This is a genomic window from Paenibacillus sp. D51F (assembly GCF_053345695.1).
Map to the genome: position 1 here is coordinate 525,289 of NZ_JBKFAO010000002.1, position 16,219 is coordinate 541,507.

Below are 16,219 nucleotides of genomic sequence, written 5' to 3' on the forward strand. Positions count from 1 at the left end.
ATCATCATTGATCGAGTCCTTTTAAACTTATACGGCTATTCGAACCGAGCCCCCGCAACACGGAGTGAAACATCTGGCACTTCGGTTCCTGCGAAAAAATATCGGTCTATTCCTGCCGTGGAAATAGGTCCGTTAAGTGATGATGATCTGACGGAATACCGCTTTAAAAGCGGCTATCAATTGTACGTATGTTTTTGTCATCCAACAGTCGGAAAGGACTGTTGTTGACAAAAACATATATCGTCAAATGACAAGTACTTATATCGTTACCCTCGTCAGTTTGAATACGAATAACTTTAGCTACTCAACGTGGATGTCTTCTTACCCAGAAAAAAGTAAGACAGCATCGCTGCAATACTTGTCAATAAAATAATTACGCCTAGTGGAACAGCTGTGTCTTCACCCGCGATGCCAACTAACGGTGAAACGACCGCTCCGAGCAAGAATGGAATGACACCAAGCAGTGCAGCAGCGCTGCCAGCCATATGACTCTGGCTCTCCATTGCAAGTGGAAATGCTGCCGTGGATGTAACGCCGATTGCCGCTACGAAGATAAATAGCGGAATTACCAGTGCGAAAAGTGGTCCATGAAAGATGGCCGTCACTAAAACAGCGACGCTTGCCAAGAGGGCAAGCCATAGGCCGAATAACAGAAAGGCGTGTTCGGATACGCGATGCGACATTCGCCCGACCAGTTGGGAGCCGATAATCAAGCTAATGCCGTTCGATCCGAATAAGAAAGCGAATACGGTCGGCGAGACTCCATAAATATCTTGATAAATAAAAGGCGTTCCCGAAACATATGCGAAGACACCAGCAATCATAATGCCCTGTGCCAGCATGTAGCCAACAAACTGACGATCTCGCAATAGCGATCTGTAATTCTGCAGCTGCTGCACGATATTACTGGGCCTTCGGCGATCAGAAGGCAGTGTCTCCTGCAGTCCCCATTTTGTCATCGCTAACAAGTAGATTCCAAGTATCGCAAGCGCTATAAATACGCCCTTCCAATTCGTGAAATTAAGAACCCCACTACCCGAAACCGGTGCCACGAGCGGACCCAAATTCCCTACAAGCAAGAGCAGCGAAAAGAATTTAGTGAGCTGGTGACCACTGTACAGGTCACGTGCGATCGCACGTGAAATGACAATGCCCGCTGAAGCGGCAAACCCCTGAACGAACCGGAATGCGATCAATATACCGATATTTGGTGACATTGCACAAGCAATTGAGGCAATAACATAAACGGTCATGGATATAAGTAGTGGAATGCGTCTTCCGTGAACGTCGCTCAACGAACCCATGACGAGCTGTCCAATACCCAGCCCAAGTAAACAAGCAGTTAGGCTGAGCTGTACCAGCGAAGGCGTCGTTTCGAATTGCTTCACAATCTCTGGGAATGCCGGTAAATACATATCAATCGTAAAAGGCCCGAGTGTTGAAAATAAACCGAGTAGCAAAGCTAGTCCAAACACATGCTGCTTGTTCTTTTTGGTCATAATTCGCATTAATCCCCTATTCTTTATTCTATATCCTATTGAAAATCGTCGTCTACTAACCACAAAGGCAAGGTTATGAACAAGCAGCCCCATAATAGGTATTCTACCGTTTACATGTTCCGCAATCAATTCAACATATGATTCTTCACCTTGACTATCGACTGGCTTTGACGAAAGGGCGTTCACCAATGAAGCATGTACATAATCCACACCCTCATCGATCAAGCAATCAATCAAGGCATAGGCATCCTTCATTCTTAGACCACCTTCTTGTGATTCGCCTGGAGAGATCCTGCAGCCCAAAATAAACGGTGTTGTTGCATGTTTCTTAATCACCTTGTTCATTTCCTGAATAACAGCCAATGGGAAACGCATGCGATTTTCTAGATCGCCTCCCCATTGATCCTTATTTCTATTGAAGAAAGGAGAAGAGAAGTTTTGAAGTAAAAATCCATGCGCACCATGAATTTCAACGCCATCAAACCCTGCCTCAATGGCTCGTCTTATTGTTTCGCCAAACGCATGAATCACATCCGAAATTTCATCGTGTGACAGTGCTCTAGGTGTCAGGGAAGGAGCAAATGCCGTAGCTTCCGTCTCTACAGCGCTGGAACTAACCAAATCCCTTTGGACACTCTCGTGCACTCGAAGTACACTAAAATGAGTGGAGGAGTTTGTGATGAGTTTTTCAATTCAGAGAGGATGAGTTATGAATGACAAACCACCTTGAATCCCAAATCGGAGAAGTTTTGTCAGTTAGCCGCAATGCAACGCATACCTTTAGTAAACAGACTTTCGAGACTATTAGGCTCCTAACTGGTTTGGGAGTGGAAGGCGATGCACACATGGGAAAGACCGTAAAGCATCGTTCACGCGTAGCACGAAATCCAAATCAGCCGAATCTTCGCCAGGTTCACTTGATTCACTCAGAATTATTCGACGAACTACGAGATAATGGTTTTCCCGTCGAGCCTGGGCAGTTAGGTGAAAACATTACTACCCGTGGGATATATTTGCTCGGACTGCCAACAGGAACAAAGCTTTATATCGGCGAGATAGCAGTAATTGAAATTACGGGACTGCGCAATCCTTGTGCACAAATAGATAATTTCCAGTCAGGGCTATTGAGTGCAGTTTTGGACCACGATGAAAACGGAAACCTCGTCGGAAAGGCTGGAGTAATGGGTATAGTGTTAACTGGGGGGGTAGTCCGAGTTGGGGATCCAGTCTGCGTTAGCCTACCAGCGAAACCATCTCATCCTCTCGAACGAGTCTGACATCGCCCGTACTGCGGAATTACTCTTCAGCTAAGGAGTAGATAGTTGAATTCAACCGCCCATTAAGAAGGCGGAATTATTTAGGTCAGAAATCAACATTAAAATTTAACATAGCCTTTTAATAAAAACCTCATCAATGCAATGGTCTAAGGTCTTTTAGGTCAATTTCCATTACTTGGGTATACGGGGCAGCCCCTAATTGACGAGTTGTCGGTGTGACTACCATGATATTGGGAGGTTGTTACAAAGGCCTTCTTTTCATACGTCTCGCAATTTATCACGCAGCTGAGCTGCACCACTAATCACCACCAGCTGGGTGAAGATTACGCTTCGTCTACCTTATTCAAACCCTTTCCGCTCAGCCTCCTTCTTCTGAGTAATTCAATTCCAGAATGACGTTGTTCGATATGTCGGATGCAACTCTCCTTATCACGCTCAGCTCCCTAAATACTCCTTGTCTTTTTCGATCCATAAAAATACACAATGGTGAATATAATCATTTAATGAAACAAAACCTACAACTTAATTTGAAACACTTACAGCTATAGCTGGAAAATCACAGAGAGAGCTGTTAATCCATAAGTATGCTATAATCAATATTAGTACCTGATACTAATACCTGATATTATATGGGGAGGTTGATTGTCATGGCTAACAAAGCACCGATTACGACCGGCTACCGCACATCCGCCCGCATTACCGCAGTAGGCTCCTATTTGCCGGAGCGGGTGTTGAGCAATGACGACCTGGAGCGCATGGTCGACACCAACGATGAATGGATCGTTCAGAGGACGGGAATCCGGGAACGCCGGATCGCGGCTGATGATGAATATACCAGCGACCTGTGCTTCCATGCCGTGCGCGACTTGGTCGATCGCTACCCGGATAAGAACCTCGAGGATGTCGACTACATTCTTGTCGCAACGGCAACGCCCGACACCTTCTTTCCCCAGACGGCGGCGCGCGTTCAAGCCGAGTTCGGCATCCAGGCGGCGGGAGCAGCAGACGTTGCCGCCGCTTGCGCCGGCTTTGTCTCCGCCCTGCAGCTCGCCGGAGGCCTCATCGCATCCGGGATGCATCGCAAGATTCTGGTCATCGGCGCGGAGACCTTGTCTCGGATAACTGATTACACCGACCGCACGACCTGCATCCTCTTCGGAGACGGAGCGGGAGCCGTGCTTGTCGAGGCAGGAGCGGCAGACAGCGAGGCTTCCTGGCTGCATGCCTATGCCCGTACGGATGGAGAGGACGGCCATCATCTCTACCGCTCCAGCTTGTCCCCCTCGATCGGCGAGCATCCGCTCCAGCAGTCCGGCAAAATCGTCCAGAACGGACGTGCCGTCTTCCGCTGGGCGATCAGCCGCGTTCCGGATAGCATTCTCGAAATGCTGGATGAAGCCGGAACGGCTCCGGAAGAAGTCGACTGGTTCGTGCCGCATAATCCAAACATGCGGATTCTCGATGTCGTGAGCGAGAAGACAGGCATTCCTCTCGATAAAACGATCACGACACTGGAGCATACCGGCAATACTTCGGCGGCATCCATCCCGCTCGCTCTGAGCGAAGGAGTCCGCAGCGGCCGCATCCGCGACGGTCAGCTGCTGCTTCTGTACGGCTTCGGCGGCGGCTTGTCCCAGTCCGGCCTGCTCATCCGCTGGATGGCTTGAGCCGGATCCGGTCCTAAAATAAGGCCATCCCGCAAGGGATGGCCTTATTCTAGGATGATCAGGTTACATTTTATACTCATGGTAATTTCCATGGAGGACCTTTTGTATTTCCAATTGGAGAGTCCATTTGTATACGGGAAGAGATGGACTGCCTTCGACGCAGGAAGTGCAATCCGGCATCCGAAAGCATCGGAGATTCAGACGGCTTCTCTCAAGAGGGCCGTCTGAATCTCCTTTTTTTATTTCCATATTTAGGAGACATAAGTATACTGGAGGAGATGTTGCGCTATGGACCTAACAGATGGCAAAGAAGCAGATCGAGGGCCGCAAATGGCAGCTCGAGGGGAAGGTATGGCTGATTCCCTACTCCCTCTCCAGCCTGGAGCGGCTGTGGGAGATGCTGCAAGTGTGTACCGGACGGCTCGACATCGCTCCTGATCTGCTGGAGAGTGTCCTTATCTGAAGGAACAGCTCGATATGCGGACATGCGCTCTCCTTTAAAGCCACCCTTCGGACAAGCTGCCCCCTCCCTCAGGCAGCCGGTTGCCAACGCAGCCAGCAGACGAGTCGCTTCTAGCCAGCCTTCCTTAACCCATCCGCTTTCCGTCGAGCAGACCTGATTTCTCCAGGAGCTGAAGCTCCGCGGCTACAGCCCCAAGACCATCCGAGCGTATACGGGACATGTGCGGCGCTCTCGACCATCAGCCGTCCGATCCGCATCGGACCGTTCAAGCCTACTCTCTCCACCTGCTTGAGAAAGGACAGTCCCACTCCTTCGTCAATCAGGCCATCAGCGCCCTCAAGTTCTATATGAAGCTCACTGGGGACGAGAACGTCGGCAGCAACGTACGGCCCAAGAAGGAAACGAAGCTCCCGAACGTCCTCTCTACGGGAGAAATCGCAAAGTTGCTCCGCACCGTGACGAACGAGAAGCATCGCGCCATCCTCTGTCTGCTGTACTCGGCGGGCCTGCGCGTGGGCGCAGTCGTCCGGCTCCAACTGCGCGACCTCGACCTTGAGCGCAGGACCATCACGATCCGCCAGGGCAAAGGACGTAAGGATCGCGTCACCCTCCTCTCGCCCAAAGGGCGGTAGATCGGTACGTCGCCTCCGATCGGCCCGACGAATGGCTGTTTCCCGGGCAAAACGGGCGCCAGCACCTTACCGAGCGGAGCGTACAAAAAGTGTTCGAGCAGACCCGGGACCGCGCAGGCATTCGCAAGCCGGTCAGCGTCCACTCCCTCCGCCACTCTTTCGCCACCCATCTGATCGAGAACGGGACCGCCCTCCGCTACATCCAGGAGCTGCTCGGCCATCAGAGCCGCTGGACTACGGAGAGGTACGCTGGACTACGGAGAGGTACACGCATGTGCATTCGGGACGTGCGGCGAATTCAAAGTCCTTTGGACGGAATCGGGCTGGATGAGTAAAGGTTAGCTTGAAGCTCAAAACAATCCGATTACGAGTACAATGCCTGGGCAAATACGCGAGTGCTGGAGCATCTGAGAACGTTGCTCTCCGAGACCGCGGAAGTCCGTCTGGGCTACTCCAGCCTGGCGGAAATGCGGAGCCACCTCGCTGCCGCAGAAGAAGTATGGCTTGCACGAGGACATGCGCCAATTCCTGACTGGCGTCGAGAATATAGAGAAGGTTGTCCTCTACCACAGTTCAGTCGGGCAGGAGTTCCGAAACACTATTGCTGAAATTGTCCAGCCGTCGTTAATGACGGTACCTACCACCGGGGAAATATGACGTCCATTCTCCGCTCAGTCAGTAATGCCGGTAACGGGACGAATTATATATATTCTGTTTTTAAGGCGGTAAAAGATGCTCCTCCCTTTCCTGTGTTCCAGCTTTGGAAATAACAATTTTAGCAAGCAGCTGGTTCGCAAACACTGCGCTTATGCGAGTTTAGACGTATGAGTACAGAAACACCCGGATTAGACAAGTTTTAACGAAGTTCAGGAATAAGATGTTATAAGAAAGGGATGCAATAATTGAAAAAAACAGAACTAGTCCGCAATAATGCTATTTCATTATTACTGCACATAGTATTGCAAATAATCGGGATCCCCTTGTTATTTAATGTTGGTAAGTTTGTTACAAAAATTATAATCCTGTTTGTCTTAATGATAGTTTATATAACTATAGGTTTTTACATGTTAAGGAACAGTAAATCTAAAATATATGATTTGTTTTCAGTATCATTGATTTTAATGATTGGACTATTTATATGGATTTTTTGTTTTTATAGTTCAATAAATTATAATGTGTTAAATAATAAATATTCTGGCGGATTTGAATATATGGAGGAGTTAATTTGGTTACTGTATTCAATATATAATAGTTTTTCTTTTTTAGTATACTCGAATTCTAGTCATGTTCCATTAAAACTATTTTTAATAAATTTTATTCCCAGTATAACATTATGGGTTGGATTACTGTTAAAAAAACTATATATAAATATAAAGATCTCTTCCTAGTTAATTCATTAAGGCATTCCCATCTTATAACAGCGTATTCACGCTGCGGAGCTGACGCTCCTTGGTCCGGCCGAAGTTAAGAAGCCATGAAGCGGAATCAGCCGTCCAACCCTGCAAGCCTAAGTCTGACGACCCGTTCCCTTCGGTCACTTAAGGCTTTCGGGCTCGTGAATACAAGAACGTTATGTGAAATTGATCAAGTATATAAACATATAAATAACCTTCCTAATCAAGAAAGAAGGAAATCGTATTAAAGTACACAAAAGTATTTCAACCAATGAAATTCTTAAAGAATTCAAAAACATTATGGGTATTTCCTTAATGAATAACGCTGCAAATACCTGTAATATTGAACAACATATATCAGTGGCAAGCGTTCTTTGGCCAGAAATAGTGGAGATAAATGAGTATATATTTATTTATAATTTCTACAATAATAATATTGAAAATCTTGAAGTGCAGTTTAATAAGGATAGGAAACAAATTGAGCAATTCATAAATAGTTGGTCCTTATATGACTTCTTTTTTTAACGGATAATAAATCAGTAAATAACGAAAGAATTCTAACTGAATTCGGGAATATATTAAAATTCTTCTGGGAATTAAGATTAAAAGAATTATATAAGGACAAGGAAATTATTGTTGAAATCGGCAATAACATAATGGGTGAAAACGGAATGACAATAACTATGTATCAAGCATAATCGAAGAAGGAATCAACATCACATAACAGCGTATTCACGCTACGGTCTGACGCCCTTGGTCCGGACCCAAGTTAAGAAGCCAAGAAGCAGAATCAGCCGAACAACCACTGCGAGCCTAAGTCTTCGACCCACTCCCTACGGTCGTTTAAGGCTCTCAGGATCGTGAATATAAGAACGTTATCCGACACCTTTAATAAGACCTTAAAGGACAATATAAAGGTTATACACCTAGAGCTATTAGCAGCGATAACCAGCCAGCAGTCCCCCCTCTTCCTCATCGCGATCTCCCCTTCTGTCACTTCAACTTCTTGACACGATAACAAATTCGTGGAGATAAAAATTATACGAAATCACTTATATACCTATGATTCTAGAATGCAACACCCGAATTAAGCCCTTATGGAACGAAGATTTAAAACACTATAAAACTTCAAACACGATAAGACTTAAGGATTTGATGTAAGGAACTCAGGAAGTTATTGGCGATGGGATAACACTATATCCCTGCTTCGGGCTTTCGCCCTCGGTCTGGCCGTAGTAAAATCATGGAAGTAGTTCCAGCCAGACAACCCTGTGAGGCTAACTCTTCGACCCGGCATACAAATCGCTTCGCTCTACTCGTACATGTAGCTTAAGCCTCTCAGGTTCAGGGATACAAGAGACGTTAGAGGAAATTACCGAAAAACCATCAATAACACAGAAGTATAATCTAAAGGAGCAAGAATCAGTTGAATGATGTTGATTTATTACCAGTTGATCTAATGGGTAAATCGTTATCAAAAAAAGAGATAGTTTTTAAACTATGATGTTGTCCATGAAGCAATTGACATAATTACATTTAAAAACTGGGCAATTCTTGGATGGGAAGCATGGGTAAAATACTCAAATGGAAAATACGATGGGCTGTTCTCGTCGTTCGTAGATATGAATGAGAGCGAGATTATATTTTGAAAGGATGAAAAGGAACATGGGAAAACTGGTTGTGCATATGTTCATGACGTTGGATGGCGTTATACAAGCTCCGGGAAGGATCGATGAAGATCGCGAGGGCGGTTTCGGCTATGGCGGCTGGCAGACACCGTATGTCGATGCGGAGTCCGGACAACTGATAGCGGCTGATTATGCGAGGCTCGACGCGCTGTTGCTCGGTCGCAAAACGTACGAAATCTTCGCGCCGTACTGGCAGCAGGCTCCGGCCAGCAACCCGTTCACCAAACTGTTGAACGAGAAACCGAAATATGTCGCATCCCGCACATTAATGAGCGTCGATTGGAACAACTCAAAGCTGCTCGATGCAGATGTGACTACAAGTGTGCCATTGTTGAAGGAGAGGTATGAAGAGATGCACGTCGCCGGCAGCAGCGACCTGATCCAGACATTGCTGCGTCATGAGCTAATTGACCGCATGAACATCTGGCAGTTTCCTGTATTGCTCGGAAAGGGAAAACGGTTCTTTGATTCCGGAACGATACCGACGGCCCTGCAATTGCTTGAATCCAGAACTTTTCCGAGCGGCTCGGTTCTATTGCGCTACGAGACTGCGGGAAAACCGACTTTCCGCAACATGTAGTAGGATGCCGACGGATGACTATTAGACATATTGGAATGTTTCTAGTTCAACTGAAGAAAAGTAAAAACACTATTGAACAAATTAAAGAGCTTAAAAACTATTTGTGAGCTAATCGAGGAAGCAGCAACATCCTCTAACACCATATTCCCGCAGCGGTCGCTAACACTCCCTTGGTCGCCAGAGGCATAGACGGGGAAGTAAGTTCAAGCGACACACCCGCACCACCGTTCCTTTAAGGTGGTGGGCGTCGGGAATACATCAACGTTATAAGAAATCCCCGGAAAAACTAATTAACAAGACGAAGGTGATCAATTGAACTTTAGCTTCGGTATAAATCAAAGCGTCTTGAAAGTTCCGATAGTTATTGAGAATTCGTTAAATAGACTACGAAATTCGGGATATAAGGTTGACCTTAGTTGTCGATTTGAGTTGTATAAGAACAAGTTTAATAATTTATATTTACAGTCTATCAGTAGCCAGGATTATTCGTTATGTAAATCAGCACAAGAAGAGTTGCTATTCGGCTACAAAGACTATTGGGAGTTAGTTAGAATCTCAGAATCAAATACAATATTATCAACAACGGACAAGAAGGTAAGGGATGAAATAGTAAACATTTTTAGTGGTGGAATATTAGAAGGTAAAGATCCAAAACCCTGGAATTACCAGTTCCAATACAATTTAAGTTCAATATTTGAGCATTCAGGCTTTCAAGTGGAATTAACTGAACCTGATTTTGTATTTGAGTACAGAGGTAAAAAGTACTCTGTCGCAGCTAAAAGATTAATAAGCAAGAATGGAATTCAGGTCAATATCGAAAAAGCTGAAAGGCAATTAAAGTCATCAGATAATTATGGATTCATTGCGCTGTCTTTAGACAAGTTTTTTATGGATTCAAATGAAATAATTACTGTAAAAGATGCAGATAGAACGATTAGAAAAGCAAATGAAATAATACAAAGTATCTTAAGAGAAGACTTTCTAGCAAGTTATTTTGGGCGAAGAACGAACCAGGTCTTAGGTATTCTAGCGTGTGTTTCTTTTCCTTATTTCTTGGAGTCCGATAAACCATTATTTGAGTTGGGATATACTTCATATTTAATGTTTTTACCAATTAAAGAACCTGACTCTTCAGAATGGAATGAAGTAATAGAAATTAGTGAGAAATTGCATTTAATAAATATAAATTAGTAAAGTGACATTTGGTTTATTCAAAAAAGGCGGGGATATTTTATAACACCATATTCTCGATGCGGGCATACGCCCTTGGTCCGGACCGATGTAGAAAAGCCAAAGGTTAGTTCAGCGGACAACACCTGCGAGGCTAAGGCTGAGCCCTTCGGTCACTTAAGCCTCTCGTATTCGTGAATACAAGAGACGTTATCCGCACCTTGATGAGTCCGTATAAGACGATATAAAGACTACCTCTTCCCTATCAGTCCTCCCCCTTCTTTCATTTCAACTTCTTGACACGTCAACAAAATCGTGGAGATAAAGACTATACGAAATCACTTATAGACCTAAGATTCTAGTATGCAACACCCGAATTAAGCCCCTTATGGAACGAAGATTTAAAACACTATAAAACTTCAAACACAATAAGACTTAAGGATTTGATGTGAGGAACTCAGGAAGCTAAAGGCGACGGATAACATTATATCCCTGCTTCGGGCTTTCGCCCTTGGTCTGGCCGTAGTAAAATCATGGAAGTAGTTCCAGCCAGACAACCCTGTGAGGGTAAGTCTTCGATCCGGCGTACAAGTCGCTTCGCTCTACTCGTACATGTAGCTTAAGCCTCTCAGGTTCAGGGATACAAGATACGTTAGACGACATACTTCAAGAACTTGGAGGAAAGAAAATGCCAGAATTCGAAAGATGGGGAAATAGAACAGGAAATTCATGGGTGTTAAGAATATTTAAACAACATCATACCTTATTAAATTCTATGTACTGGTCATATGTTCCAACATCCTCATATTGCAACTATTTGTATCGACAAAACGAGAAGTTGAAGACTGCAAGTACTACCAGTCAATTACTACATCTTTCAGGAACAGATTCTCATAGAGTCGAAAACAAATTGGAAGATTGGAATAAAAGTATTAAAGAGTTTGATAACTGGACGAGGTTAAATTCACTTGTCGCATTGTTGTCATATTTTGAAGTGTATTTATCGTCAATTGTTATGCTTTCCTTAGAGTCAGACCCTGGTCTTCACTTTAAAACTTCTAAAATTATTGATGGTATGAAGATAGTTAAATCTAATAGCAGATTTACTTTTGATTTTAAGCATGTAGCGGAAAAAATCACCAAGGGCGATTGGTCACAAAGAATAGCAGCTTTTAGAGAAGTTTTTGGAACCGTTCCTCAAATAATTGTAAACAATACGAAGCAACTAGAACGAATGAGGAAATTAAGAAATAATGTCGCACATGCATTTGGAAGAGAAATAGAAAAAGCACAAGAGAGAGGGATTACCCAAATATTAGATATGGATAAATTGAGCCTGGATTCATTGAAAAAATATATGCAGATTATTAGTGATATTGTTTATGAAATAGATAATCAACTGGTAAACAATCATATTGGAAGTTATGAGGTGCTTTTTTACTATCACAATATTCAAGGACAGCTTCCAAATACCAATAGAGAGCTCGCTTTAAGAAAGAAACTTAATAGTATAGGCATTAATGGTACATGCGGAGAAGGTTACTGTAAAGAATTAATTAGATACTATGATAGCCTGTAATGTAAGCGAAGTACGTCGTCTTACATAATATTTCACGCAGCGGACTGCTAGCGCCGTCCCTTGGTCCGCCCGGGGAGATTGACAGGGAAGCGGAGTCAGGCAACACACCCGCACCACCTAACCGCATCGCGGCCAGACCCTGACGGGTCCTTAAGGTGGTGGGGCGTCGTGAATACGGGAACGTTATGCGTAACTTCCAAGGATCTATGAGACTATATAAAATCCGAAGAGCTATACATATCAAAGAGTTATACAGATACAAGAGCGAGGATAAATCAGGAGGCCAGAAAAACTCATAACACTGTAAAATAATGAAATGGAGATGGAATAAGTGCAAAAGGCAATCATCATATATTTTTTTACTGACAAGAAAAACAATCTTGATGAACTAAATCAGCTGCTAACAGAAGGATGGAAAGTCGTAAGTCAAAAACCAATGAGCAGTGGACATAACGCATCGTTATCTTTAGTAATAATCGAGAAATAAAATATGAAAAAGAAATATAGAAAGATCGGATAGTATTTCATGAAGACAGGAAAAGCACATTTTACTAATTCACGCATAGAGCATATGCTCTACGTTATGTGTAACTTCCAACGACTCTATAAGCACTATAAACCGAAGAACTATAATATTAATGAGTTATACAGATTAAAGAGCCAAACAGACTAAAGAGCTATATAGAAAAGCGAGGGTAAATCAGGAAGCCGGAAGTAACGCATAACACTTTAATTCACCCGACGGGCTCACTCCCTTGGTCCGGATCGATGTAAAAGTGTCGATGGTAAACTCAGCCGGATAACACCTGCGAGGCTAAGTCTGCGACCCGTTCCCTTCGGTCACTTAAGCCTCTCGGGTTCGTGAATACAACAACGTTATAGGTAATCGGGGCAAACCGGTATAGACCTACAAACAATAAATAATCAAGAAGACATAGACTATAAAAAGCGAATAGACAAAAGTTACAGGGCTATAAACCAACACAATAAAGCTAAAAGACTACAGGGCTCTACAATGCTTATGAAGGATATATTCAAGGAAGGCCCCGACAACCCATAACACCGTGTTCACTCATTGGGCATTCGCCCTCAGTCTGCAGAGGCAATTCGGAGAAGTGTGAGCTGCAGCCCATCCGCTACCTCTCCCCTATCGGACGGTTCGGAAAATGGACGCCGTGAACACACAAGACGTTATCGGAAAATGCTGAGAGATAGAGGTAACTAAGAAATGGTGAGTACCTTCTAGAAGCCGGAGGAGAGTAAATTAGCCAAAATTGGTATATGAGATAGGGGGAGTATTTATGATCGAACTTAAGGAAATAGATAGAAACAATTTTTTTGATGTCATTAAGCTGAGAGTAGCTGACGAACAAAGTGAGTTTGTAGCGACAAATTTATTTTCGTTGGCACAGGCTAAGGCATTCCCAGAATGTGTTTGCTTGGCAATTTATCACGATGATGTTCTAGTGGGATTTACGATGTATTGTATAGATGAAGAGGATCATGAATATTGGATTTATCGGTTAATGATAGATACTAAGCATCAGTCAAGAGGCTACGGGAAGGTTGCTATGGAGATGCTCATTGAAAGGATTAAAGAAGATACACAACATCGGGTCATATACATAAGCTTTGAACCAGAGAATGTTTGGGCAAAACAATTATATGAAAAATTAGGATTTGAATTAGATGGCAGAGTGATAGATGGGGAAGTCGTTTATAAACTGGAGTATTAATCAGACAAAAGAGGGATGAATCATTCTACGACTAAGATAAGAGCTATCTAAGTCGGTGGGGGTTCGTGAATGTGATGACGTTATCCGACACCTTGATGAGACCGTATAAGACCATAAATAATATTATTAAGGATGATTATTCAGTGAGGAATATGAAAAAAACTGGAGTAATTATATTTCCTTTATTTAGCGAGTATGAATTAACAGTTGCATTATCAATTTTAAAGCAAGGAAACCACCCGATAATTACAATAGGAATAACTTCTGATCCCATTATCGGTGAATCTGATTTGAAGTGTATTACTGATAGCACAATCTATGATGTAGATATTGAAGCATTGGATAGCATTTTGTTACCTGGTTGTATGGATATAACAACTCTGTACGATAATAATGATTTAATAGATTTTATTAGAAGATGTGCAGATAGTAATAAAGAGCTCATAATTGCAGCAATTTCAAGTTCTCCATATTTATTGGCAAGGGCAGGGCTGTTAAAGAATCGAAAGTATACCATTGGAATGTATGAAGAAGATCGGAAACAAACAGGAATATTCAATGAAGAGAATTATTCTACTGATTTAGTAGTACAGGATGGGAATATATTGACTGCACGAGGAAGAGGATTTATTGAATTTGGAAATAGACTTGGGAAATTATTAAATTTAGATTTTGATCCCAATTGGTATAAAGGAAATCAATAAATAATTTAAAATTTGTATTTCAGAGAAGACAGTAAACTACGCATAACACCATGTTCACGCTTCGGGCCATTCTGCAGGAGTTAGATGAGGATTCGGAGAAATAATTGGCATTAGCAGGGAAGTAGATTCAACCGGACACATCCAACTCCCTAACCGCATGGCGTCAGCCCTTTGGGTTTAAGGGAGTTGGACGTCGTGAACACAAGAACGTTAGGTGAAATTAATGCTGTAAAAAACATCAACAACAGGGGTGTCATTCATGTCAATTATCATTCGAACCGAAACTGAAGATGATTACGATCAAGTCAGAGAAGTTAATTTTCAAGCTTTTGGAAATCGAGAAGATGAAGCAAGCTTAGTAGGACGAATCAGAAAGTCCGAATATTTTGTACCACAACTCTCAATTGTTGCAGAGCTTGAAAAAGAAATAGTGGGACATCTATTAATGAGCAAGGCAGAAGTAAGAAACGAAGAAAAAAAGCAAACGGTGATTGTATTAGCACCAATTGCTGTTAAACCAGATCATCAAAAACAAGGAATTGGTAAACACTTAATTGCAGAAGGCTTAAGGAGATGTAACGAGCTTGGTTATTATATTGTAATGTTGATCGGGCACCCTACTTACTATCCTAAGTTTGGATTCAAACCAGCTCGGGCATTCGGATTGGAATTAAAGCAATTTGATGTTCCGGATGAAGTGTTTATGGTTTGTGAGGTAAAGGAGAATGCGCTAAGCGATATTAAAGGCGAACTTAAGTATCCAAGGGCATTTTTTGAGTAACTCGAGGAAGGCATTAACTTCACATGTTCACACGGTGGAGCCTTACGGCTCCTTGGTCCGCCCAAGGCATTTCGAAGAAGTGGGATCAGGCGGACAACCCTGCGAACCTAACCGCATCGCGGCCGCCCCGTTGGGGCTTAAGGTTCTCGGGTTCGGGAATACGAGGAACGTTATCCGACAGCTTTGATAAGACCTTAAAAGACAATATAAAGATTATTCACCAAGAGTTATAGCCGCGATAACCAGCCAGCAAGCCCCCTCTTCTCCATCGCGGTCCTCCCCCTTCTGTCACTTCAAATTCAAAATCGATAAGACTTAAGGATTTGATGTAACGAACTCAGGAAGTTAAAGGCGACGGATAACACTATATCCCTTCTTCGTGCTTTCGCCCTCGGTCTGGCCATAGTAAAATCATGGAAGTAGCTCCAGCCAGACAACCCTTTGAGGCTAAGTCTTCGACCCGGCGTACAAGTCGCTTCGCTCTACTCGTACATGTAGCTTAAGCCTCTCGGGTTCAGGGATCCAAGAGACGTTAGATGAAGCCTGCGAAGAACGTTAAAGTTCAAAATTACTATAATTTGAGGAGCAAAAAGATGAATCCTCCAAAACATATCATTTCCGCAGCTGCAATTGTAATAAATGATCAAAATGAATTGTTACTTATTAAAGGACCAAGAAGAGGCTGGGAGATGCCTGGAGGGCAAGTAGAAGTGGGAGAGTCATTAAGTCAGGCTGCAATTCGAGAAACGAAAGAAGAGTCAGGAATAGATATAGAAATCATTAGGTTTTGTGGGATATTTCAAAACGTTGGCAATTCAATCTGTAACACATTATTTTTAGCAAGGCCAATCGGTGGAGAGTTAATCCAAACAGCCGAGAGCCTAGAATCTGGTTTCTTTCCAATTGAAGAAGCGCTGGATAAGGTCAAATGGAAAAATTTTAGAGAAAGAATAGAGTACTGTTTAAAACCGGAAGTGCAACCATTTTGCATTGAATTTATGGATAAAACAAATATTTGAGGGTATGGCAAAGAAGCCGCAGGCATCATC

13 protein-coding genes are annotated in these 16,219 nt (G+C 43.3%); 12 read left to right on the forward strand and 1 reads right to left on the reverse strand.

Going from position 1 to position 16,219, the window contains the following annotated elements:
• Window positions 1-296 precede the first annotated feature (296 nt).
• Window positions 297-2,120, reverse strand: a complete 1,824-nt coding sequence (locus ACLBWT_RS06110; protein ID WP_447662142.1) for a Bcr/CflA family multidrug efflux MFS transporter — start codon at window positions 2,118-2,120, stop codon at window positions 297-299.
• A gap of 92 nt (window positions 2,121-2,212) precedes the next feature.
• Between ACLBWT_RS06110 and ACLBWT_RS06115 the strand changes: the two genes are divergently transcribed.
• The 12 genes from ACLBWT_RS06115 to ACLBWT_RS06170 all read left to right on the forward strand — a co-directional run bounded on the left by ACLBWT_RS06115 (window position 2,213) and on the right by ACLBWT_RS06170 (window position 16,189).
• Window positions 2,213-2,776 (forward strand): MOSC domain-containing protein, encoded by a 564-nt coding sequence (locus ACLBWT_RS06115; RefSeq protein WP_447662143.1) that lies wholly within the window; start codon window positions 2,213-2,215, stop codon window positions 2,774-2,776.
• A 647-nt stretch (window positions 2,777-3,423) separates the two neighbouring features.
• The gene (locus ACLBWT_RS06120) at window positions 3,424-4,443 is read left to right on the forward strand and encodes a beta-ketoacyl-ACP synthase 3 (RefSeq protein ID WP_447662144.1); all 1,020 of its coding nucleotides are present in this window, start codon (window positions 3,424-3,426) and stop codon (window positions 4,441-4,443) included.
• Between the two features lie 301 nt (window positions 4,444-4,744).
• Window positions 4,745-4,906 (forward strand): hypothetical protein, encoded by a 162-nt coding sequence (locus ACLBWT_RS06125; protein WP_447662145.1) that lies wholly within the window; start codon window positions 4,745-4,747, stop codon window positions 4,904-4,906.
• Between the two features lie 218 nt (window positions 4,907-5,124).
• Complete coding sequence (locus ACLBWT_RS06130; RefSeq protein ID WP_447662146.1) at window positions 5,125-5,538, forward strand: tyrosine-type recombinase/integrase; 414 nt, start codon at window positions 5,125-5,127, stop codon at window positions 5,536-5,538.
• A 35-nt stretch (window positions 5,539-5,573) separates the two neighbouring features.
• On the forward strand, window positions 5,574-5,873 hold the full coding sequence (locus ACLBWT_RS06135) for a tyrosine-type recombinase/integrase (protein ID WP_447662261.1): 300 nt from the start codon (window positions 5,574-5,576) through the stop codon (window positions 5,871-5,873).
• Window positions 5,874-8,597: 2,724 nt separating this feature from the next.
• Entirely contained in the window at window positions 8,598-9,200 is a 603-nt protein-coding gene (locus tag ACLBWT_RS06140; protein WP_447662147.1) for a dihydrofolate reductase family protein, read from the forward strand.
• A 312-nt stretch (window positions 9,201-9,512) separates the two neighbouring features.
• Window positions 9,513-10,391: a hypothetical protein gene (locus tag ACLBWT_RS06145; RefSeq protein WP_447662148.1), complete on the forward strand. Its 879-nt coding sequence runs from the start codon at window positions 9,513-9,515 to the stop codon at window positions 10,389-10,391.
• A 667-nt stretch (window positions 10,392-11,058) separates the two neighbouring features.
• Window positions 11,059-11,949 (forward strand): HEPN domain-containing protein, encoded by an 891-nt coding sequence (locus ACLBWT_RS06150; protein ID WP_447662149.1) that lies wholly within the window; start codon window positions 11,059-11,061, stop codon window positions 11,947-11,949.
• A 1,301-nt stretch (window positions 11,950-13,250) separates the two neighbouring features.
• Window positions 13,251-13,685 carry a GNAT family N-acetyltransferase gene (locus tag ACLBWT_RS06155; protein WP_447662150.1) on the forward strand — a complete coding sequence of 145 codons (435 nt, stop codon included), beginning with the start codon at window positions 13,251-13,253 and terminating at the stop codon, window positions 13,683-13,685.
• A 152-nt stretch (window positions 13,686-13,837) separates the two neighbouring features.
• The gene (locus tag ACLBWT_RS06160) at window positions 13,838-14,389 is read left to right on the forward strand and encodes a DJ-1/PfpI family protein (RefSeq protein ID WP_447662262.1); all 552 of its coding nucleotides are present in this window, start codon (window positions 13,838-13,840) and stop codon (window positions 14,387-14,389) included.
• A 259-nt stretch (window positions 14,390-14,648) separates the two neighbouring features.
• Entirely contained in the window at window positions 14,649-15,170 is a 522-nt protein-coding gene (locus ACLBWT_RS06165) for a GNAT family N-acetyltransferase (RefSeq protein WP_447662151.1), read from the forward strand.
• A gap of 593 nt (window positions 15,171-15,763) precedes the next feature.
• Complete coding sequence (locus ACLBWT_RS06170; RefSeq protein WP_447662152.1) at window positions 15,764-16,189, forward strand: NUDIX hydrolase; 426 nt, start codon at window positions 15,764-15,766, stop codon at window positions 16,187-16,189.
• Window positions 16,190-16,219 lie beyond the last annotated feature (30 nt).